17 protein-coding genes are annotated in these 23,840 nt (G+C 30.4%); 14 read left to right on the forward strand and 3 right to left on the reverse strand.

All coding sequences use genetic code 11. From position 1 onward, the window contains the following. The first annotated feature begins 14 nt into the window (after positions 1-14). Entirely contained in the window at positions 15-776 is a 762-nt protein-coding gene (locus tag MBM09_RS12350) for a glycosyltransferase family 2 protein (RefSeq protein WP_305070097.1), read from the forward strand. Here the strand turns inward: MBM09_RS12350 and MBM09_RS12355 are convergent. Then, positions 773-1,540: a lipopolysaccharide kinase InaA family protein gene (locus tag MBM09_RS12355; protein WP_238674028.1), complete on the reverse strand. Its 768-nt coding sequence runs from the start codon at positions 1,538-1,540 to the stop codon at positions 773-775. The two genes, MBM09_RS12350 and MBM09_RS12355, sit on opposite strands and share 4 nt — an antisense overlap. Next, positions 1,530-2,183: a bifunctional 2-polyprenyl-6-hydroxyphenol methylase/3-demethylubiquinol 3-O-methyltransferase UbiG gene (locus tag MBM09_RS12360; protein WP_238674029.1), complete on the reverse strand. Its 654-nt coding sequence runs from the start codon at positions 2,181-2,183 to the stop codon at positions 1,530-1,532. Before MBM09_RS12360 ends, MBM09_RS12355 begins: the two co-directional genes overlap by 11 nt. A gap of 89 nt (positions 2,184-2,272) precedes the next feature. Between MBM09_RS12360 and MBM09_RS12365 the strand changes: the two genes are divergently transcribed. The 7 genes from MBM09_RS12365 to MBM09_RS12395 are packed head-to-tail and all read left to right on the forward strand — an operon-like array spanning position 2,273 to position 8,021. Further along, positions 2,273-3,070: a glycosyltransferase family 2 protein gene (locus MBM09_RS12365; protein WP_238674030.1), complete on the forward strand. Its 798-nt coding sequence runs from the start codon at positions 2,273-2,275 to the stop codon at positions 3,068-3,070. Positions 3,071-3,072: 2 nt separating this feature from the next. Continuing rightward, positions 3,073-4,002: a glycosyltransferase family 2 protein gene (locus MBM09_RS12370; RefSeq protein ID WP_238674031.1), complete on the forward strand. Its 930-nt coding sequence runs from the start codon at positions 3,073-3,075 to the stop codon at positions 4,000-4,002. Position 4,003: 1 nt separating this feature from the next. Beyond that, positions 4,004-4,564, forward strand: coding sequence for an L-threonylcarbamoyladenylate synthase (locus MBM09_RS12375; RefSeq protein WP_238674032.1), 561 nt, complete (start codon positions 4,004-4,006; stop codon positions 4,562-4,564). Positions 4,565-4,581: 17 nt separating this feature from the next. Next, positions 4,582-6,000, forward strand: coding sequence for a CCA tRNA nucleotidyltransferase (locus tag MBM09_RS12380; RefSeq protein WP_238674033.1), 1,419 nt, complete (start codon positions 4,582-4,584; stop codon positions 5,998-6,000). Between the two features lie 2 nt (positions 6,001-6,002). After that, on the forward strand, positions 6,003-6,452 hold the full coding sequence (locus MBM09_RS12385; RefSeq protein ID WP_238674034.1) for a GNAT family N-acetyltransferase: 450 nt from the start codon (positions 6,003-6,005) through the stop codon (positions 6,450-6,452). Positions 6,453-6,454: 2 nt separating this feature from the next. Further along, positions 6,455-7,471, forward strand: coding sequence for a COX15/CtaA family protein (locus MBM09_RS12390; protein ID WP_238674035.1), 1,017 nt, complete (start codon positions 6,455-6,457; stop codon positions 7,469-7,471). A 37-nt stretch (positions 7,472-7,508) separates the two neighbouring features. Further along, positions 7,509-8,021: a plasmid pRiA4b ORF-3 family protein gene (locus tag MBM09_RS12395; RefSeq protein ID WP_238676340.1), complete on the forward strand. Its 513-nt coding sequence runs from the start codon at positions 7,509-7,511 to the stop codon at positions 8,019-8,021. Between the two features lies 1 nt (position 8,022). On the opposite strand, the gene MBM09_RS12400 is transcribed toward MBM09_RS12395, so the two are convergent. Continuing rightward, a complete protein-coding gene (locus MBM09_RS12400) occupies positions 8,023-9,090 on the reverse strand; it encodes a hypothetical protein (protein ID WP_238674036.1) in 1,068 nt (355 codons plus the stop codon). A 127-nt stretch (positions 9,091-9,217) separates the two neighbouring features. Between MBM09_RS12400 and MBM09_RS12405 the strand changes: the two genes are divergently transcribed. The 6 genes from MBM09_RS12405 to uvrB all read left to right on the forward strand — a co-directional run bounded on the left by MBM09_RS12405 (position 9,218) and on the right by uvrB (position 23,832). Then, a complete protein-coding gene (locus tag MBM09_RS12405) occupies positions 9,218-10,120 on the forward strand; it encodes an ABC transporter ATP-binding protein (protein WP_238674037.1) in 903 nt (300 codons plus the stop codon). A gap of 4 nt (positions 10,121-10,124) precedes the next feature. Continuing rightward, entirely contained in the window at positions 10,125-10,949 is an 825-nt protein-coding gene (locus tag MBM09_RS12410) for an ABC transporter permease (protein WP_238674038.1), read from the forward strand. 28 nt (positions 10,950-10,977) lie between these two features. Then, positions 10,978-14,310, forward strand: coding sequence for a T9SS type B sorting domain-containing protein (locus tag MBM09_RS12415; protein WP_238674039.1), 3,333 nt, complete (start codon positions 10,978-10,980; stop codon positions 14,308-14,310). 2 nt (positions 14,311-14,312) lie between these two features. Next, a complete protein-coding gene (locus MBM09_RS12420) occupies positions 14,313-16,757 on the forward strand; it encodes a T9SS type B sorting domain-containing protein (protein ID WP_238674040.1) in 2,445 nt (814 codons plus the stop codon). Between the two features lie 142 nt (positions 16,758-16,899). Then, entirely contained in the window at positions 16,900-21,801 is a 4,902-nt protein-coding gene (locus MBM09_RS12425) for a T9SS type B sorting domain-containing protein (RefSeq protein WP_238674041.1), read from the forward strand. Positions 21,802-21,828: 27 nt separating this feature from the next. Beyond that, entirely contained in the window at positions 21,829-23,832 is a 2,004-nt protein-coding gene (gene uvrB, locus MBM09_RS12430; RefSeq protein ID WP_238674042.1) for an excinuclease ABC subunit UvrB, read from the forward strand. Positions 23,833-23,840 lie beyond the last annotated feature (8 nt).

Consider the following 23,840-nt stretch of genomic DNA (forward strand, 5'->3'; position numbering starts at 1 on the left):
CCTTAATTCAGAATATGATTAAACTATCTGGTGTTATTATAACCTATAACGAAGCTAGAAATATTGAAAAATGTTTAGAGTCTTTAGTTAATGTTGTTGATGAAATTGTTGTAGTAGATTCGTTTTCAACTGATAATACCAAATCTATTTGTTCTAGATTTAATGTAAAATTTATTGAACAGAAATTTTTGGGCTACGTTGAACAAAAAAACTTTGCTCTAACTCAAGCCTCATATGATTATATTGTGTCTCTAGATGGAGATGAAGCACTTTCGGAAGTTCTTCAAGAATCTATTATTTCATTAAAAAACAATTGGAATTTTAGTGGTTATTATGCCAATAGATTTAATAATTTTTGTGGACAATGGATTAAGTATTCTGATTGGTATCCAAATAAAAAACTTCGTGTTTTTGATAGACGAAAAGCTGAGTGGAAAGGAATAAATCCGCACGACCACATAGAATTGAATAACACAAAAGAAAAAACGGGTTACTTAAAAGGTGATATTCTACATTGGACTTACCAAACCTATTCTGAATTTAATTTAAAAACTGAACATTTCTCTACTATTGCTGCAAAAGCTTACTATAATTTAGGTAAAAAAGCACCTTTTTGGAAAATTTTATTTAATCCAACTTGGGCATTTTTTAAAGCCTATTTTTTACGTTTAGGTTTTTTAGATGGTTTAAATGGATTTGTAATTTCTGTACAAACTGCAAACATTACATTTTTAAAATACACTAAATTACGTGAGCTAATTAAGGGAAATGCTTAATGCTTTTTCCAAAACTTTAATTTCTGTTTTAATCGTCGCCTACGATGATATTTTTCCTGAAACGATTCAGTTTCTTGCCACATTAAATTGAAAATTTTTTCAAAATCCTCTCCAGAACATTTTGAATATTCATCACTCATAACTTCTACCATAGATTTATGAATAGTTAAACGCGAAAAGTTTTTAATTCTGGTTTCAAAATTTAATGGTTTAAACTCCATTCGGTTTAAATCGACTAAGTAAAATTTATAATTTTCATTATTGATTTTAATTAATGTATTTCCGGGAGAATGATCTAAAAAATGAACTCCTTTCTCGTGCAATTGAAACGTAAATCTAGTGAATGCACGTAGTATAGCTTCGTGGTTAGAGTAATTTAAATCTGTGGTAAGTTCTCTATAAGTTAAATCGCATTCTTGCTGTTCACTTACATAATAACTTTTTTTAAATAAAAATGGTGTTGTAAACTCGTAATAAGCTATTGGTTGTGGTGTTCCTATATTTAGTTCAACAAGCTTGTTTGCATATTCAAAAGATCGTTGAGCTTTACTTTTTCTAAAGAATTTGTAGGCAATTTGATTGATTATATTTGGAACTCTAAATGACTTTACATTAATTAGTTTATCACTTAGATTGAATAGTTTTAAAGAATTTCTGTCTTGATTACCAAAGTCTTCACCTTTAGTTTCAAAATTTAGAATAAAATCATCTAGTTTATCTTCAAAATTCTTAAAGCTTGTATGGATTACACTTTTACTTTTCATTAACTATCTGTGCAACTGTGGCAAATTGTAAATACTGCATATCTAATTGAGTAAAAAGTGTTAATGTATGAAATAAGTAAGGTTTAATGGATTTACTTCTATTAATTCCCTTATGTTCTAAAACCTCAAAACCTAAATCTTCATACATATCTCTTATACTCTTTTTTGTAAAAAATCTTAAATGGGTTCTATCCATAACACCATAGTATTCATACTTCCAATCCTTTTTTATTAAAACTCCCATAAAAGTTTTGAAAAATCTAACATTAGGCAAAGAACTTATTATTTTTCCTTTTTTTGACAATTTCTTTTTCAGAATATTAATTACATGGTATGGATCAACTAAATGCTCTAAAACATCATTACAATAAATTACATCAAAATACTTATCTGGTAAACTCTCAATAAAATCTTCGCATTTCCCTATAAAAACCTTATCTAATTTTTTTTGAGCTTCTTTTGCATGCTCTTCCATTAACTCTATTCCCCATACTTCAGCATTATTTTGTTCTTTTATTATTTCTGCAAAAGCTCCATTTCCGCAACCAACATCTAAAATTACTTTAGCGTCATGTGGTAAAAACTGAAGCATTTCTAAACGTACATTATCGTAATACCCTTTGGGTTTATTTTCGTAATCCATTTTTCAAATGTATAAAATTTCAAACTGCCTTTTCATTCTAAATTTTATTTAATAAAAAATACATTAATTTGCAGACAAAAATTATTCATATGCAGTCTTTACCAAAATGCTCTTTAGTAACACCAACCTATAATTGGCCTAAGGCTTTAGAACTTTTGCTGTTAAGTGTAAAGCAACAATCTGTTTTACCAAATGAAGTTATTATTGCTGATGATGGTTCTAAGAAAGAAACCGAAGAGTTAATAAAAAAGTTTCAAAAAGATTTTCCTGTACCATTACATCATGTATGGCATGAAGATAATAAAAACCAAAAGCCTGCAATAATGAATAAAGCCATTGCCAAATCAAGTTTTGAGTATATTGTTGAAATTGATGGAGATATTATTATGCACAAAGATTTTGTGAAAGATCATTTAACAATGGCTAAAAAAAATATGTTTTTGTATGGTAGTAGAGTAAATATTCAAGAAAACCATTTAGATAACCTATTTAATAATAAACAAATTACGTTTAACTTTTTTTCGAAAGGAATTAAAAAACGTGGTAGAACTATTCGCATACCATTTCTTGCAAATTTACACAAAGAAGAAGACGCTAGATCTTCAAAATTAAGAGGTTGTAACATGTCGTTTTGGAGAGAAGATTTCATTAAGGTTAATGGTTTTAATGAAAATCTTGTTGGTTGGGGAATTGATGATAGTGAAATGATACAACGTTTACTCAATATTGGTGTAAAAGGAAAACGATTAAAGTTTAAAGGATTAGCTTATCATATTTATCATAAAGAACAAGACAGAAGTCTAGTACATCTTAATGAAGTTATTGAAAATGAAACTACTGCAAAAAAAATAACATTTATTGAAAAAGGAATTAATCAATACTTATAATTATGTTATTTGATGTTTCTGTAATTATTATTAACTACAACACAACAGAATATACTATTAATTGTATAGAATCTATTTTTAGGTATACATCTAAAAACCTGAACTGTGAATATTTTATTATTGATAATGACTCTAATTCTAAAAATTATTATGATTTAAAAAAATACATAGATTCTGTATCTAATTCCAACAGCATAAAACTTATAAGAAGTGATATTAACACTGGTTTTGGTGGCGGCAACATGATTGGAGTTAGAGAAGCCAAAGGGAAATATTTAGCATTTATTAATAATGATGTTTTATTAGAAAACGATTGCTTATCTATCCTTAAAAACTTTATGGATTCTAATAAAAATGTTGGTGTTTGCGGACCACAAGCGTTCAAGGAAAATGGAAAAATTCTACCAACCATAGATCATTTTGCTTCATTAGGTAGGGAATTATTTGGAAGAAAAGTATTAGAAAGCATTAATTCAAATAAGTACCCAAAACGTAAAACATTGTATAGCGAACCTCAAAAAGGTCAATTTGTAGCTGGGAGTTTTATGTTTTTTAACGCTGAAAGCTTTAATAAAGTAGGTGGGTTTGACACCAATATATTTCTATACCATGAGGAAACTGATATATGTAAACGTCTTTCAAAAATAAATAAAGAAGCTTTTTTAGTTCCAGAAGGTAGGTTTATTCATTTTCATGGTGCGAGTACCCCAAAATCTATAGCATTAAAAATTGAACTTAAAATATCTTTGTTGTACGTTATTAGAAAACACTATGGAATGTTAGCTTTTTATATTTTACTTACCTACTTACAAATTAAATACATTTTTAGTAGTCTTGTAAAACCTAAAAATTGGCCTGTTTTTATCGCTTTGTTTAAACAAGCTCCGTTATCCATTTCATTAAAACATAAGCAACAAATTCATCGTTTATAAAATGCAACCCGAAATTCAAAAAGCCCTTAAAATTTTAAAAGAAGGCGGACTCATACTCTACCCAACTGATACCGTTTGGGGCATTGGCTGTGATGCTACAAATCCAGAAGCAGTAAAAAAAGTCTATCAACTAAAACAACGCGAAGATAGTAAAGCGCTCATTTGTTTGGTTGCAGATGACAGAATGCTTAAAAAATATGTAAAACAAATACCTGAAGCTGCTTTAAACATCATTGATATTACAGATAAACCTACCACTATAATTTACGACGACGCTCAAAATTTAGCTTCAAATTTAATAGCTGAAGACGGTACAATAGCAATTCGTATTCCAAATGATGACTTTTGTTATTGGTTATCAAGAAAATTTAATGGTGCCATAGTATCTACTTCAGCAAATATAAGTGGAAAACCTACTCCAAAATCGTTTAAAGAAATAGCTCCAGAGGTTTTAAAAGGTGTAGACTATGTTGTAAATTTGCACCGTGAAAAAGTCTGTGACAAGCCATCTTCAATTATTAAGTTAAGCAATAATGGACTTGTTAAGATTATTAGAGAGTAAAATCTCAAATACCGTTAATGAATTACAAAGAAGCACTTCAACATAAAATATTTAAAATTATTTCTAAATCTGCATCCGAATTAGATTTAGAAAGTTACGTTATTGGTGGTTTTGTACGCGATTTTATATTAAAACGTGGTAATGCAAAAGATATAGATGTTGTTGCTATTGGAGATGGCATACAGTTAGCAAAACAAGTAGCTAAAAATCTGCCTAACAAACCCAAAGTACAAGTTTTTAAAACTTACGGTACTGCCATGTTACGATATGATGATATTGAAGTTGAATTTGTTGGAGCTCGCAAAGAATCTTACAGCGAAAATAGCAGAAATCCTGCAGTTGAAAACGGCACGTTACAAGACGATCAAAACCGACGAGATTTCACTATTAACGCCTTAGCATTAAGTTTAAGTGAAGACAATTTTGGTGATTTACTAGACCCTTTTTATGGAATTAATGATTTAGAAAATAAAATCATTCGCACACCTTTAAATCCAGATATCACTTACAGTGACGACCCTTTAAGGATGATGCGTGCCATAAGGTTTGCAACACAATTAGATTTTAAAATTGAGGAAGAATCTTTAAAGGCAATAAGAAAAAACAATCATAGAATTAAAATTATAACTCACGAGCGTATCGTAACAGAGTTAAATAAAATTTTAGAAAGTAAAAAACCATCAATTGGTTTCCTATTGCTAGAAAAAACAGGATTGCTAGAATATATTTTACCAGAACTAACCGCTTTAAAAGGTATTGATGAAGTTGAGGGACAACGCCATAAAGATAATTTTTATCACACATTAGAAGTTGTGGACAATATTGCACAAAACACTGAAAACTTATGGCTTCGTTGGGCTGCTTTATTACATGATATTGGTAAAGCACCAACAAAAAAGTTTAGTAAAAAAGTAGGTTGGACATTTCACGGGCATGAGTTTGAAGGTTCTAAAATGGTATTTCATTTATTCAAACGTTTAAAAATGCCATTAAATGACAAAATGAAATTTGTTCAAAAAATGGTATTGATGAGTTCTCGCCCAATTGTTTTAGCTCAAGATATTGTAACCGATTCTGCAGTGCGTCGTTTGGTTTTTGATGCCGGTGATTATGTAGATGATTTAATGACGCTTTGTGAAGCAGATATTACCACAAAAAACCCTAAAAAATTTAATAAGTATCATAACAATTTTAAAATTGTTAGAGAGAAAATAGTTGAAGTTGAAGAACGCGATCATGTTCGTAATTTTCAACCACCTATTTCAGGTGAAGAGATCATGAAAACCTTTAATATTAAACCTTCACGAGAGATTGGTAGAATTAAAGAAGTTATTAAAGAAGCTATTTTAGAAGGTGATATACCAAATGAATATGAAGCAGCTTATCAACTTATGTTAAAAGAAGGTGAACGCTTAGGTTTAAAAGTAACGCATTAGTTATGATAAAAATAGTAAGAACAAATTCTGATAATACTGATTTTGTTAATTTAGTTAAACAACTAGATACTTATTTAAAAATAGTTGATGGTGACGACCATGATTTTTACAACCAATACAATAGCATTGATGTTTTAAAACATACCGTTGTTGCTTATTTAAATAATAAACCTGTTGGTTGTGGTGCCTTTAAAAAGTTCGATAAAAATAGTGTAGAAATTAAACGCATGTTTACTTTGCCAGAAACCAGAAGTATTGGTGTAGCCTCAAACATTTTAAAAGAACTAGAAATTTGGGCAAAAGAAAATGGATATAATTCTTGTGTTTTAGAAACAGGAAAAAGACAAATTGAAGCTGTTAATTTTTACAAAAAGAATAATTACAAGATTATCCCAAATTTTGGTCAATATGCTAATGTTGATAATAGTTTGTGTTTTAAAAAACAATTATAGTAATGAAAAAGGATAATAAAAAAGTCATTTATTGGTTATTAACGGGTTGTTTACTCATTTTTATAATGGTAGTTGTTGGTGGTATTACTAGACTAACACATTCTGGTTTATCTATTTCAAATTATAAATTAATATCGGGTACAATACCACCAATGAATGAAGTAGAATGGCAAGAAGCTTTCGATTTATACAAGCAATACCCAGAATACCAAAAGCTTAACAATCATTTTGACTTACAAGATTTTAAAGATATTTATTTCTGGGAATGGCTACATCGTGTTATTGGGCGTTTTATTGGGTTAGTGTTTTTGCTTCCGTTTTTATATTTCTTAATTACTAAACAGCTTTCTAAGCCAACAATTAAAAAGTCAATAATCCTTTTATGCTTAGGTGCTTTTCAAGGTTTTTTAGGTTGGTATATGGTAAAAAGTGGTTTAGTAGATAATCCTGATGTTAGTCACTACAGGCTTGCAGCACATTTAACAACAGCATTCATAACCTTTGCATATACGTTTTGGGTAGCTTTAGATTTAATGTTTCCTAATAAAAAAGAAATTAATAAATCGTTTAGAAATTTAATTAGCTTTAGCCTTGTAATATTAGTAATTCAAATAATTTATGGTGCTTTTGTTGCAGGTTTAGATGCTGGTTTTATACACAATCATTGGCCAATGATGAGTGAAGGCAAGTTTATGCACGAAACGGTTTACATTGAACAAAATCCTGTTTACAAAAACTTTATTGAGGGTAAAAGCGGTGTGCAATTTGCACATAGGATTTTAGCCTATATAGTAGTTGGGTTTATTATTGCAATCTATTTAAAATCCAGAAAATTAATTCTCAGCATTTATCAATCAAGGGCTATAAACAGTTTATTAATTTTTGTTTTTATTCAGTTTTTATTAGGCGTTTTTACAATTTTACTACAAGTTCCTGTTTGGTTGGGTGTAGCTCATCAAATAGGTGCATTTTTCTTATTAAGTGCTATGACATTTACTTTACATTGTTTTACGAAATAACATAAAAAAGTATAACTTTGCACCATATTTTTTAATGATGATTTACAGATTTAGAGTTATTTTAGATAACGACACAGATGAAGATATTTTTCGCGATTTAGAAATACGTGAAACAGATACACTTGAAGATTTACACAACATTATTACCCAATCGTTTGGGTTTGATGGTACTGAAATGGCTTCATTTTACATAAGTAATGATATATGGGAACAAGGTGAAGAAATATCTCTATTTGATTTAAGTGATGATGCTTCTGCACGTCTAATGAATGAAACTTCTTTAGATAGCGTAGTTCATGAAGCACAAACAAAACTTATATATGTTTATGACTTTTTAAGCATGTGGACATTCTATGTTGAACTTGCCGAAATTGTTGATGAAACGGAAGGTCATGATTATCCAAACCTTATGTTTGTTCAAGGTCAAGTTCCAGATACTGCTCCAGAAAAATTATTTGAAGCTGATGAAGATGATGATTTTAATGAATTTGATGATGAATTAGATATTGACGATTATGAAAGTTTAGACTTTGACGAAAACTGGAATTAATTTACCTATCTTTTAAATTTTCTAAACTTACATTCTCGTAGTTTCTTGTTAAAAATTCAAGAGAATATTTAAGAATTTCACCCATATTCTTACTTCGTTTAAAATTTACATCTTGGGTGTATTCAAAAATTTTCATTTTCAAAGATTCTATATTTTCATCTTTAGATATGGAATCTTCGAGCATACATTCTAACAACTTATCTACTCTACCATAATAACTTTTTAATCGTTTTACCAAAATAGAACGCTCTTCTGTTTTATACTGATTAATAGATAGTTTCTGCATACTTCCTGAAACCAACTCCACCATTTTTAAATTTTCTTTAAAAAACTGAGGTCTGTAAATATTAAATTTACCTTCATAGGATTGTTGATCAAAATCTATAGCTCTAATTCTATACACTACATGATCAAAATCGTGTGTTGGTACAATAACATAATTATAAGAGCGCATATCGCCTAAAAGCCTGATCATACAACGTTCGTTAAACTTAACGAACTCTTTTGCTATTTGAGCCTTTTCAGATTTATCACATTTAGGTAACATGTTTTTAATAAATTCATCACCAGGAATTCCAGCAATATGCTCTTCAATTAAAGTGTTTTTGTACACCAAAAAATTTAAATTGTATGGAGATAACATATGTTCTAACTCCAAACCATAAACGCGAGAAGCATCAGCAGATTTTACATAAAAATAGGTATAATTATCGTTTAAAATGTTTCTAATCTTTATTCTGAAAGGTTTAGAATTTCCAAAAGTGCAATAATCAATAGCATCAACACTAAGAAACGGGATAGTTTCTTTATTTCCATCAGAATGTAGAATAGTATATACCTTTTTTAAAGATAAATCTATTTCTTCCCTTTCAAATTCATTGTAATAAACACGTATCCATAAGGTATCGTTTTCTTCTTTATCATAAACGACTATAGAACCTTGAAAACGCAATAAATCATCATAAAAAATGGGGATTTTCACATTCCTATTATATTCTATAAGGTAATTGTTTAACTTAGGAGTTATAGGAAACGACGGCTTTTTTTTAGATATTTTTAAATCTTGCATATACTTCAAAAACTTATTCAAATTTAACGCTTTTATAAATAAGGTTGTAACAAAATTTAAAGAGCATCGTCATACTTTAATAACTAACCTTGCTAATTTTAAAAATTAGCATTAAAACCATAATAGTTTGGAATCCATTCTTACAATTAACAACCTTACTAAAAAATTTGGCTATTTAACTGCTGTTAAAGATTTATCGTTTACCATAAATAAAGGTAATGTTTATGGCATTTTAGGACCCAACGGAAGTGGTAAATCTACAACTTTAGGCATAGTTTTAAATGTGGTAAATAAAACCGAAGGAAACTTCCATTGGTTTGATGGAAATACAACTACACATGATGCCTTAAAAAAAGTAGGTGCCATTATTGAGCGCCCAAATTTTTATCCTTACATGACAGCTTATCAAAATTTGAAGCTTGTTTGTAAAATTAAAGGTGTTGATTATAGCAAAATAGATGAAAAGCTAGAAATTGTTGGACTTTTAGAACGAAAAGACAGCAAATTTAAAACCTATTCTTTAGGTATGAAACAACGTTTAGCTATTGCCTCTGCACTATTAAACGACCCTGAAATTTTAATTCTTGATGAGCCTACAAACGGTTTAGATCCACAAGGTATTCATCAAATTAGAGAAATAATAAAACAAATAGCAGCAGAAGGAACAACTATTTTATTGGCATCGCATTTATTAGATGAAGTTGAAAAAGTATGTTCGCATGTTGTAGTACTCCGTAAAGGTGAAAAATTATATTCTGGGCGTGTGGATGAAATGATTTCCAGTCATGGCTTTTTTGAACTAAAATGTAATAAGCAAGAAGAATTAGTACAATTATTAGAAAACCACAACTCTTTTGGAAAAATTAAGGTTCAAGATAATTTAGTAACTGCTTTTCTAACTGAACCTATGAAATCTGAAGATTTCAACAAATTTTTGTTTGAAAAAAATATCATTTTAACCCATTTAGTGCAGCGTAAAGAAAGTTTAGAGGAACAATTTTTACAACTAACTGATAACAACCAAAACTAACCATATGCTACGTCTTTTAAACTTAGAATTACAAAAATTATTACTTAACAGAACAAGCAAAATACTCATTTTTATATCATTTATTTTGCCCTTTTTTGTAATACTTCTGTCGTCTTTAAAAATAAATGTTTTTGGTTTTTTTACTTTAGAATTGGGTGAATTAGGAATCTTTAATTTTCCAATAATATGGCATTTAACCACCTTTTTTGCATCTCAATTCAAATTCTTTTTTGCAATTGTAGTAGTAAGCATGATAGGCAATGAATACAGCAATAAAACCATTAAACAAAACCTTATTGATGGGTTGAGTAAAAAGGAATTTATACTTTCTAAATTTTATACCATTGTTTTCTTTTCATTGGTATCAACTGTGTTAATTGGTTTAATTTCTTTATGTATTGGTTTGTACTACTCTAGCTATAATGAGTTTGCTATAATTATTAGAGAAACAGAATTTTTAATAGCATATTTTGTAAAACTAATAGGTTTTTTCAGCTTATGTTTATTCTTTGGCATGTTAGTAAAACGTTCTGCTTTTGCATTAGCTTTCTTATTTATACTTTACATTGTAGAATGGATTGTTTTCGGTTTAATCACATGGCAATCAGACCATCATCTAGCAGAGAAAATTCAGAATTTCTTTCCGCTTAAATCCATGTATAAATTAATTGATCAGCCTTTTCAAAGAATTGCCATTACTAAATTTCCAGATAAAGCAGAATTAGCTTATGATTATGCAGTACATTGGAATGAAATTACTATAGTGCTTTGTTGGACTGCTCTATTTATCTTTTTATCGTATAGATTATTAAAAAAGCGAGATTTATAATATCTTTGGTAGCTTTTGCTACTGAAAAATGAAAAAAATATTTGTCTTTTTATTTTTACTCCTTTCTGCTATATCTTACTCTCAGGAGGAAGCATCTTATTGGTACTTTGGTGAAAATGCTGGCATAGAGTTTAATGCAGATGAATCTGTAACAAATCTAACAGATGGAAGATTAAACACCGTTGAAGGTTGTACCACCATTGCAGATAATAATGGTGATTTACTATTTTACACCGATGGTATTACTGTTTATAATAGACTCCACCAACCTATGCCTAATAATGGACTATTTGGAGATCCATCAAGTACACAATCAGCTTTAGTTGTCCCTAAACCTGATGATTTAAATATCTATTACATTTTTACAGTAGACACTTCTGTTTTTGAAGGCGACCCAGATATGGGCTTTAATTATTCCGTTGTAGATTTGACTCTTAATAGTGGTTTAGGAGATATAACTGAAAAAAACATTAACCTTCTACAAGATAGTTCTGAAAAAATAAGTGCTGTTTTAAAAGATTGTGAGTCAAAATCTATTTGGGTTATTACATTTGCTTCATCAACAGGCTCACCTTCAACTTTTTTTGATACATTTTATGCTTACGAAGTTTCTAACCTAGGTATTAATACAACACCTGTTATATCAACTTTTAATACTTCTATAGAAGACCCCAGAGGATACTTAAAATTATCCCCTGATGGTACAAAACTGGCATGTGCAAATTCTGCTTCAGGATTATATTTATACGATTTTGACACTGCAACTGGGATTGTTAGTAATCAAACCCAAATCAATATTAATTTTTCCCCAATAACCAAACCACAAGCTTCATATGGAATTGAATTTTCACAAAACAATGAAATTTTATATGTTTCTGCTTATTACAATCCCGATTTTTCAGAATCAAATAATCCTTCAAGTCAGTATGGTTCATTATTACAATACGACTTAACTGCATCAAACATTAGTGCTTCAGAAGTTGTAATTGATGATAGACAAATCTATCGTGGTGCACTACAATTAGGCCCTAATGGTAAAATTTACAGAGCTATGAGTATAACATATAATACAGGCTCTCCTTTTTTGTCTGTTATAAATAATCCAAATCAATTAGGGTTAGCTTGTAATTATGTACATAATGAAATAGAATTAACAACCAATTCCAGACAAGGGTTACCTCCATTTATTACTTCTTTTTTTGCTGAAAAAATTGATATTGTTAAAAACGAATTTGAATCAAGCTATCTTCCTCTCTGTATCGGAGAAACTTATACATTAAAAGCTGATGAAATTCTTGGTGCTATTTATACTTGGACCAGAAATGGTATATTACTTACTGAAAATGATTTTGATTTAGAGGTTAATCAACCTGGTTTATATGAAGTATTAATAGAAACAAATACAGGTGATTGCGATATACTCGAAGGTGAAGCTTTAGTTGAGTATTTTGATATTCCAATAACCAATTTTATTAATGATGTTTTAATATGTGATGATGATAATGATGGTAAATATATTTTTGATTTCTCTGTTCAAACCATAGAAGCTTTAGGTTCTCAAGATCCTTTTGTTTATAATATTAAATATTTTACTTCTCAAGAAGATGCTGATTTAAATCAAAATGAAATTAGCATTCCATTTGAGAATACTGAAAACCCCCAAAGAATTTATACTAGACTTGGTGTTACTGGTAATAGCAATTGCTATGATACCAGTATTTCTTTCTTAATTAATGTTTTTGAAACACCTACAGCAAATTTTGTTAACCCTCTTGAGATATGTGACATGGAAATTGTTACAGATACAGACGTTACTAATGGACAAGTTGAAATAGACTTACATCAATTTGATATTTCTGTTTTACAGAATCAAGATCCTTCATCATTTTCTATTACTTATCATCAAACCGTTACTGATGCAGAAGCAAATAATAATGCATTAGATTTTACTTACTACAATCAAACACCTTTTCAAGAAAATATTTTTGCTAGAATTGAAAACAACTTAAATACAGATTGTTTTTCTATTTCAGAACCTATAGAACTAACGATTAACCCTTTACCTCAATATACAAACACAACACTCATACAATGTGATGAAGATGGTTTAAAAGACAATAGAACAATTTATAATTTATTTGAAGCTGAAGAAATATTAAATAACAATTCACCAAATCGTGAATTAAAATTTTTCAATTCTTTAAATGATGCTGAAAATAGTATTGAGGAGATTGAAAACCCTAATAGTTTTGAAAACACACAAAACCCTGAAACACTTTTTGTACAAGTTATTGACAGTAATACAGGTTGTTTTAGTATTGCCGAACTTGTTTTAGAAACCTCTTCTACCCAAATAGAAAATTACTCAGTACCGGCTGTTTGTGATGAATTAAATTCTGAAGATGGACTCAACACTTTTAATTTAAATGAAATTAGTAATGAAATTCAAGTTTTAAATGGTATTTCATTCCCTATCTCCTTTTATGAAACCTATGAAGATGCTCTTATTGAAGAAAACGAGTTATCAACTCCATATAATAACATTAACCCTTATTTGCAAATATTATATGCAAGAGCTGAAAATAATAATGCTTGTTATGGTATTAGTGAAGTTACTCTTACTGTTAATAAGTTACCAGATATAACTGTTGAAGATTTGCAATATTACTGCTTAAATATATTTCCTCAAACCATACCAATAAATGCAGCAATTATAAATGATTCTCCTAATAATTATACTTATAATTGGTCTACAGGTGAAAACAGCTACGAGATTCAAATAAATGAATTAGGAAATTATACCGTAGTAGTTACTAATGCTCATGGATGTACTAAAGAAAGATCAATTACTATAGAACCTTCTAATATTGCAACTTTTGAATCTATAGAAGTAATTGATGTGTCTCAAAATAACAGTATAACCGTATTTGTATCTGGTGAAGGTATTTATGAATATCGGTTACTAGACAGTAACAATGTAATTGTGGTATCTTATCAAGAAAGTAATGTGTTTGAAAATGTTTCTCCTGGAATTTATTCCATCTCAGTAAGAGATATAAAAAATAATTGTGGAACGGTTAACGATAAAGTTTCTGTTATTGGCTTTCCTAAGTATTTTACTCCTAATAATGATGGTATACATGATATCTGGCAAGTTTCAGGTGTATCAGAGATGTTTCAACCTAATACTAAAATTTTTATCTATAATAGGTATGGTAAACTTTTAAAACAGTTGAGCCCTTTAGGGGATGGATGGGATGGTACACTTAATGGTGAAATAGTACCTAGTGATGATTATTGGTTCTCTGTGAAGCTACAAGATGGAAGAATATTTAAAAATCATTTCACACTTAAATATTAATTTTGAAATTACACTATAAACTAAATTTACTATTCGTTTTAATAACATTCTTTTACTCTAACTTTTGTTTTACACAAAATGATTGTGTAGATGCTATTATAGCTTGCGGCAATTCTGATATTAATTTAGATGTTAATGGTTCTGGTACGAGGGAATTTAATAATTCTTGCTCTAGTAATGAAAACAATAGTGTATGGCTACAAGTGACTTTAGTAACTGATGGCACCTTAGGTTTTACTCTTACTCCAAATAGTTCAGCAATAACTGAAGATTATGATTTTTTTGTTTTTGGTCCAAATGTAAGTTGTGGTAATGTAGGCAATACCATAAGATGTTCAACTACAAATCCACAAGCGGCAAATCAAGGGAATAATTTAACTGGAATGAATAGCACATCTAATGATACTTCTGAAGGTCCTGGATCTGATGGAGATAGCTTTGTAAAATGGCTAGATGTTTTAGCAGGTGAAACTTACTTTATAGTTATTGATAGACCTATTGGTAATAGTCCGTTTAGTTTAGAATGGACTGGTACAGCTCAGTTTTCTGATCCTCCAACAGATGAATCAACTACTGCAGGAAATAGTTTAGACTTTGAAAGTTGCGACGTTACGACTCCTTTTGATGATGAATTTACGACCTTTAATTTAAGTGATAATACAACATCAATCATTGGTACACAAACCGATGTTACAATAACTTATCATGACTCTGCTAGTGATGCGAATATTGGCATAAATGAACTTACTTCTCCATATACAAATATTTCAAACCCTCAAACCATTTTTGCTAGAATAACTAACAATGTTACAGGGTGTTTTGAATTAACCGATTTTGAACTTTCAGTAAACTTAGGTCCAGATTTTACACCTCCTTCAAATTATATTTTATGTGATAATTTAAATGATGGTGATGATAAAAACGGACAAGCAACTTTTGATTTATCATCTAAAAATGATGAAATCTTAAATGGACAAAATCCATCTGACTTTAATGTTTTATACTTCGACAGTCAAATTAATGCTGAGAATAGAAACTCTCAACTCCCTAACAATTATTACAATAACACTCCTTTTGATGAGGAGATTTTTGTTAGAATCGAAGATGTTTTAAATTCAGATTGTAAAAGTATTACCACTTTAAATTTAATAGCAAATCCTAACCCAGACGCTTTTAACCACAGTATTCTACAATGCGATGAAGATGGTTTGTTAGACGGTGAAACACTTTTTAATTTAAACGAAGCCAATAATGATCTAACTAGTGGTATATCAGATAGGTCTACTAGATTTTATACTGATGTAGCTCGAAACAATGAAATAAATGGCGATTCTTTTAACAATACCAGCAACCCACAAACTATTTATGTAGAAGTTATTAATGATGTTACTGGATGCATTAGTAATTCTGAATTAACCCTAGAAGTAAGTTTAACTGATTCTAATGACACGTTTTTAACTACCTGTGATGATGATGGTATTGAAGATGGTTTTCATATTTTTAATTTAAGTGATGCAGATGATGAAGTGATTAATGGACTTCCTGCTGGCTTAAATATTGATTATTATGAAACTTATAACGATGCTTTGTTAGAAGAAAATAATTTAGGTACAACATTTACCAACACAATACCCTTTTTACAAACTATTTTTGCCCGTGTAGAAAATACTAATAACTGTTATGGCATTAGTGAAGTACTACTTACCGTTAATGAATTACCAAATATTACTGAAGAAGATTTACAATATTACTGCTTAAATACATTTCCACAAACTACCCCTATTAATGCTGACCTTTTAAATGATTCTCCTAATAACTATACTTACAACTGGTCTACTGGTGAAACTTCTTATGAGATCCAGATAAATCAACAAGGAAATTATAGTGTAACGGTTACCAACATAATAACTGGTTGTTCAAAAGAAAGAATTATAAATGTAGAAGCTTCTAATATTGCCACTTTTGAATCTATAGAAGTGGTTGATGCCTCTCCAAATAATTCTATAACAGTTCTTGTATCTGGTGAAGGTATTTATGAATATAGATTACTAGACAATAATAACGTAATTGTTGTTCCTTATCAAGAAAGCAATAGTTTTGAAAGTGTTTCTCCTGGAATTTATTCCGTTTCAGTAAGAGACATAAAAAATGATTGTGGAACCGTTAACGATAAAGTGTCCGTAATTGGCTTCCCTAAATTCTTTACCCCAAATAATGATGGTTTTCATGATACTTGGCAAATATCAGGAGTATCAGAGATGTTTCAACCCAATACTAAAATTCAAATTTTTAATAGATTTGGTAAACTCATTAAAGAACTAAACCCTTTAGAAGAGGGTTGGAATGGATTGCTAAATGGGCAAAAATTACCTTCTGATGATTATTGGTTCTCTGTAAAACTTCAGGATGGTAGAATTTTTAAAAATCATTTTACGCTCAAATATTAAACATTAAAACCCATTAAAAAGCATTTACCCCTATTATTTTTGTGTTTCAGATAAAAAAAATCTACTTTTCCTTAAAATATAATCTGTACAAAACGGTTACTATTTTTACCAATTAAAACCCAAATAGAAAAACCTACAAGCTATGAGATATATTTACTACATCTTATTTGTACTCATTTGCAGTAGTAATTTTACTTTTTCTCAACAAATTTCTGTTGATGATTCTGTAGCTTTAGAACCACTTATTCAAAATAATTTAGTTGATGGTTGTGCTGACATTTCTAATATAAGTTCATCTGTTAATGGAAACTCAAACGGTTTTGCCAGTTATGCGTATTTTGAAAGAGGCAGCTCTAACTTCCCATTTCAAAATGGTATTATGCTTTCAACAGGTAGTGCTGCTTCGGGTGGTAATGCAGTAAGAACACCAACATTAAGTGAAGGTTCAACGGCGTGGGGAACCGATCCTGATTTAGAAGCAGCCTTAGGTATTACTAATACAGTTAATGCCACATCTATAGAATTCGATTTCATTTCAATTTCAAATCAATTCCAGTTTAATTATTTATTAGCATCCGAGGAATATTTTGGTATCAATCCATGTCAGTTTTCTGATGGGTTTGTATTTCTTATTAGAGAAGCTGGAACAACAGACCCATACCAAAATATAGCATTAATTCCTGGTACATCTACGCCTGTTAATACCAATACCATTCATGATGAAATTTTTGGTGTATGTGCGGCACAGAACGATCAATATTTTGATGGCTATAACTTAGGAGACACTAATTATAACGGAAGAACAACTGTATTAACAGCATCTGGTAGTATTCAACCTAATGTTACCTATCATATCAAACTAATAATTGCAGATCAGACCGATGGCACTTTCGACTCGGCCGTTTTTATAGAAGGCGATAGTTTTAGAATTTTAGATTTAGGGGAAGATATTGCAACTTGCGCTGCATTCGCTAGTCTAGACGCAAACATAGAAAACCCTTTAGCTTCTTATTCATGGTATTTAGACGGTAGTTTAATAACTGGGGCAGTTACTCCTACTATAAATGCTGTGCAAAGTGGAACATATAGAGTTGAAGTTTCTGTACCTGTAAGTGGCACTAATTGCATTGAAGAAGATGAAATAATAGTTATTCTTAATACAGAAGAGCCAATAAATCCTATTACCGATTATGAAATATGTGATGATGCTAGCGGTGATGAAACAGAAATATTTGACCTAACAACTAAAGACCCTGAACTAATAAATAACATTCCTTTTACAAATTATGTTTTTAGTTATCACTTATCAGATGCTGATGCAAGAAATAATTTAGGTGCTATTACAGTTCCTATTCCTAACACAAGTAACCCACAGACTATTTATGTTAGAATAGATGACGCAGATAGTGACTGTTTCTCATACACCACTTTTGATTTGATTGTAAATCCAGTTCCAAATATTACAACGCCTACTGACTTAGATATATGCGATAGTGATGATAATCCAGATGGTTTTGCAATAATAGATTTAACTCAAAAAAATGAAGAAATAACTGCTGGAAATGGTAATTTATTAGTTTCGTACCATTATAACCCTTTAGATGCAAGTACTGGTGACAATCCGATACCAACACCATATATAAATTCCAACACCCCAACAGATTTAATTTATGTTAGAATTGTTGATACTACAACGGGATGCGTAAATACAACTACTCTTAATGTAAATGTTCAAATTAGCCCTATTGTAAATAGAGACACCCAATATATTGATGCTTGTGACAGTGATTTAGATGGTAATGCCAGTTTTGATTTAACTGAAGTTATTGATGAAATTCTTGCAGGTTTAACTGGAGTTTCTACTACGTTTCATATTAGTTATGCAGATGCAGAAACTGGTGATAATATCATTGCCGATGAGACCAATTATCAATACACAAATGCAGTAATAGAACCAGGTTCTGCAACGCTTTATTTAAGAATTGTTGACGATGCAACAGGATGCTTTTCAATAGTGCCTTTTGAAATTCATACTAATTTATTATTAACAGGAACCGATACTGGTGATTTTGCCTTATGCGATAATAATGAAGACAGCACAGACACTTTAGAATTTAATTTGATTACTGTAGAAAGTTTTATTTCAAATGATTTACCTAACCCTATAATCGTGACATTTTATGAAACTGAAGAAGACAGAAATAATAATGATAACCCTTTAGATAAGTCTTTATTATACGAAGCTGTAAGTCCACAAGTTTTATACATTAGAATTGAAGATGGTGAATGTGTTGAAAATACTGAGATTACCCTATTAGTAAACCCAATACTATTATTTGAACCTGTTGAACCTATACCCTATTGTGATACCGACGATGATGGTATTACCAGTATAGACCTAGCCTCTTTAGATGATATTGTTACTGGTGGAAATACTAATTTTACAGTTACTTATTTTCTTGATGAAACGGATGCCGAAAACAATAATATGGCAAATCAATTACCTCCTTTTTATACCAATACCAGTTCAATAGAAACACTTTATGCACGCTTAGAAAGTATAAATTCTGGTTGTTCTTCTGTAAATCCATTTCAAATTGAAATATTTGTAGCGCCAGCAGCAACACAACCATCAGATATAGTTGTTTGTGATAATGACCAAGATGGATTTTCTATAGTAAACCTTAATGATAAAATTTCAGAAATTGTATCAAGTACTACCGGTTTAGATATAGACTTCTTCACTTCTTTTGAAGATGCAGATAATGATACTAATTTTATTCCTATTAACGAAAGAGATACATATAATACGGATACCCAAACTATTTATGTGCGTGTAGAAGATAATGTAAGTGATACTAATTGTTATGCTATTGTTTCTTTTGAAGCTATAATTAATACATTACCTATTATAGCTAACGATATTAGATTTCAAGTTTGTGAACCTAATGGAAATAGTACAGCAGATTTTATATTACCAGAAATTGACCTAGTAATTCTAGATGGACAAACAGGAAAAGAAGTATTTTATTTCGAAAATGAAATTGATGCTACAAATGGAAATTTAGCAAATGCTATACCTAAAGATACACCTTTTAATTCGGGCACTAGAACCATATATGTTAGAGTAGAAAATATTACTGATAGTACATGTTACAGCACAAGTTCAATTATTATAGAAGTTGCACCAGAACCCATTTACGATCCAATTATAGATTATTTGGTTTGTGATGATGATAGTAATGATGGTAGAAATGAATTCAATTTGGATGAAAAAGCTGCTGAAATACAACAAACTTCACCAGATGTTTTAAATATTTCATTTCATTTAAATTATGATCAAGCAGATAGTGGTTCAAGCCCGTTACCTTCAACCTATACTAATGTTACTAATCCGCAAAGTTTATATATAAGAATTGAAAGTGATGACTCATTATGTCATGTTGTAGAAGAGTTAGGTATAAATATTATAGCAACACCTGATGTTACTGAAGTATCAGCACCTTTAATTAATTGTGATGCAAATTATAACGGTATTACAGATTTTGATTTAACTACTGCAGATTTTCAAATCTTGGATAGAGTTCAAAGTAATTTGATTATTAATTATTTTGAAAACCTAACCGATATTAACTCTAATGATGGTCTGGATAACACAAATGAAATAATTGATCCTTCAAATTTTGATTCAGAATCTCAAACAGTTTACATAAAAGTGGCTAATACTTTAACAGGTTGTTATACTGTTTTAGATTTAGAACTTATAGTCAACTTACCTCCACCAATTAATACTATTGGAACCATTAATATTTGTGATAATGATACGGATACTTATGACTTGTCTTTAATTAACTCAATGATTGTAGATGATAATTCGGTTGTAAATATATCTTATCATGACTTATTTGCAAATGCAGAAAGTGGTACAGACCCTCTAAATAATACTTTTAATTACACTTCTAATAATCACACAATATTTATTAGAGTTTCTGATGTTTCAACAGGTTGTCATATCACATCTTCTTTCAATTTACAAATCAATGAAAACCCTACTCCACTTACACCTCCAGATTTAGTTGATTGTGATGATGATTTTGATGGTTTTTTAGAATTCAACTTATCTGAGCAAGATTCTGATATTTTAGGGACATTAAATCCTTCAGATTATCATGTTAGGTATTTTAACAACATTAACGATGCCGAAACTGGAGAAAATGCGTTACCTAATTTTTATCCTGCTATTAACGAAGAAATTATTTATGCCAGATTAGAAAATAACGACACTGGTTGTTATGGTACAACGCAATTTACAACTTACGTAAACCCTTTACCTGTAATTCCTATATATGATGTGGTTCCTATGTGCATCAATAGATTACCTTTAATTATTGACGCCTACACGGGCAACCCTGACGATACTTATTTGTGGTCAACTGGTGAGACAACATCTCAAATCCAGTTAAATGACCCAAGTCAAATTGGTGACTATAGTGTAATAGTTACCACACCAAATGTTGGAGCTAATGATTGTCCGTTTACAAAAGAATTTAGTGTTGTTGAGTCTGAAGATGCTAATATAAACTTTACCACAACTGTAGATTTTGCAGACCCAAATAGTATTACTGTTGATGTTAGCGGAATTGGTGACTACGTTTATATTTTAGATGATGGTGAACCCCAAATCTCAAATGTTTTTGATAACGTAACTTTTGGAATACATCTTGTTACCATAAGAGATTTAAATGGCTGTAATGATGTAACAACCGAAGTAGTTGTGATTGATACTCCTAAATTTTTTACTCCTAATAACGATAGTGTTTTTGATACTTGGCACATAGTTGGTATAACCGAAATACCAGGAACTGTTGTTTACATTTATAATAGATACGGAAAACTTCTTAAAACCCTACCTCACACAGCCTTAGGATGGGATGGGACGTTTAATGGACAGAATATGCCTGCAGATGATTATTGGTTTGTTGCAAGTGTTTTACAAAATGGTGAAAATTTTGAAGTAAAAGGACACTTTGCTTTAAAACGATAACACACTTATTTTGTGTAATTTTGTAAAATGAAATTCAAAATTGAATCAGAATTTAGTCCCACAGGCGATCAACCACAAGCTATTAAACAGTTAGTTGGTGGTATAGATTCCAGTGAAAAATATCAAACATTGCTTGGTGTAACAGGTTCGGGAAAAACCTTTACAGTTGCTAATGTTATTCAAGAAGTCCAAAAACCCACTTTGGTTTTAGCGCATAATAAAACATTGGCAGCTCAATTATACTCTGAGTTCAAACAGTTTTTCCCCAATAATGCTGTTGAATATTTTGTTTCGTATTATGATTATTATCAACCAGAAGCTTACATTCCTGTTTCTGGAGTTTATATAGAGAAAGACTTATCTATTAATGAAGAAATTGAGAAGATGCGTTTAAGTACTACGTCTTCTCTTCTCTCCGGACGACGTGATGTTTTAGTAGTTGCATCTGTATCCTGTTTATATGGTATTGGAAATCCTGTAGAATTTCAAAAAAACGTGATTACACTTAAACGTGATCAAGTTATTTCAAGAACAAAATTATTACATCAACTGGTACAAAGTTTATATTCTCGTACCGAAGGTGAATTCAATCATGGAAATTTCAGGATAAAAGGTGATACTGTTGATATATTCCCTAGTTATGCTGATGATGCTTTTCGTATTCACTTTTTTGGAGATGAAATTGAAGATATTGAAGCTTTCAATATTCAAACCAATCAAGTTATTGAAAAATATGATAGATTAAATATTTATCCGGCAAACATGTTTGTTACATCTCCTGATGTACTTCAAGGTGCTATTAAAGAAATACAAGACGATTTAGTAAAACAACACGATTATTTTAAGGAAATAGGTAAGCATCTTGAAGCTAAACGTTTAAAAGAGCGCACCGAATTTGATTTAGAAATGATTCGCGAATTAGGTTATTGTTCTGGTATTGAAAACTATTCAAGGTATCTTGACGGAAGACAACCTGGAACAAGACCTTTCTGTTTATTAGATTATTTTCCAGATGATTATTTAATGGTTATAGACGAAAGTCACGTAACAATTTCTCAAGTTCATGCCATGTATGGAGGTGATAGAAGTAGAAAAGAAAACTTGGTAGAATATGGATTCAGACTTCCTGCAGCAATGGACAACCGTCCATTAAAATTTGAAGAGTTTGAAGCATTACAAAATCAGGTTATTTATGTAAGTGCAACACCTGCAGATTACGAATTGCAAAAAACAGATGGTATTTATGTAGAGCAAGTTATTCGTCCAACCGGTTTATTAGATCCCATCATAGAAGTGCGTCCAAGTTTAAATCAAATAGATGATTTAATTGAAGAAATTCAACAACGTGTTGAAAAAGATGAACGCACATTGGTAACTACGCTTACCAAAAGAATGGCAGAAGAATTGACTAAATATCTAGATAGAATTCAAATTCGTTGTCGTTACATTCATAGTGATGTAGATACTTTAGAACGTGTAGAAATTATGCAGGATTTGCGTAAAGGTTTATTTGATGTCTTAGTTGGTGTAAACTTACTACGTGAAGGCTTAGATTTACCAGAAGTATCATTGGTTGCTATTTTAGATGCCGATAAAGAAGGGTTTTTACGTTCGGCGCGCTCACTCACTCAAACTGTTGGTAGAGCAGCTAGAAACCTAAATGGCAAAGCTATTATGTATGCTGATAAAATAACTAAAAGCATGCAAAAAACTATTGATGAAACCAATTACAGGCGAGAAAAGCAAATTGCTTACAATACCGAAAATAATATAACTCCAAAAGCATTAAACAAAAGTTTAGATAATGTACTCTCAAAAAATTCAGTAAGTACTTATAGTTACGAATTAGAAGCTTTAAAAGCGGCAGAACCTGAAAGTGAATATTTAAACAAAGGGGAATTAGAAAAGAAAATTCGTGAGAAACGAAAACTTATGGAAGAAGCTGCAAAAGCATTAGACTTTATTGTTGCAGCAAAATTACGAGACGACATTAAAAGTTACCAAAACAAACTAGAAAAGCTAAAAGTTTAACCTTTTAG

It is taken from the genome of Flaviramulus sp. BrNp1-15 (genome assembly GCF_022259695.1).
In the GTDB taxonomy this organism is placed as follows: Bacteria; Bacteroidota; Bacteroidia; order Flavobacteriales; family Flavobacteriaceae; genus BrNp1-15.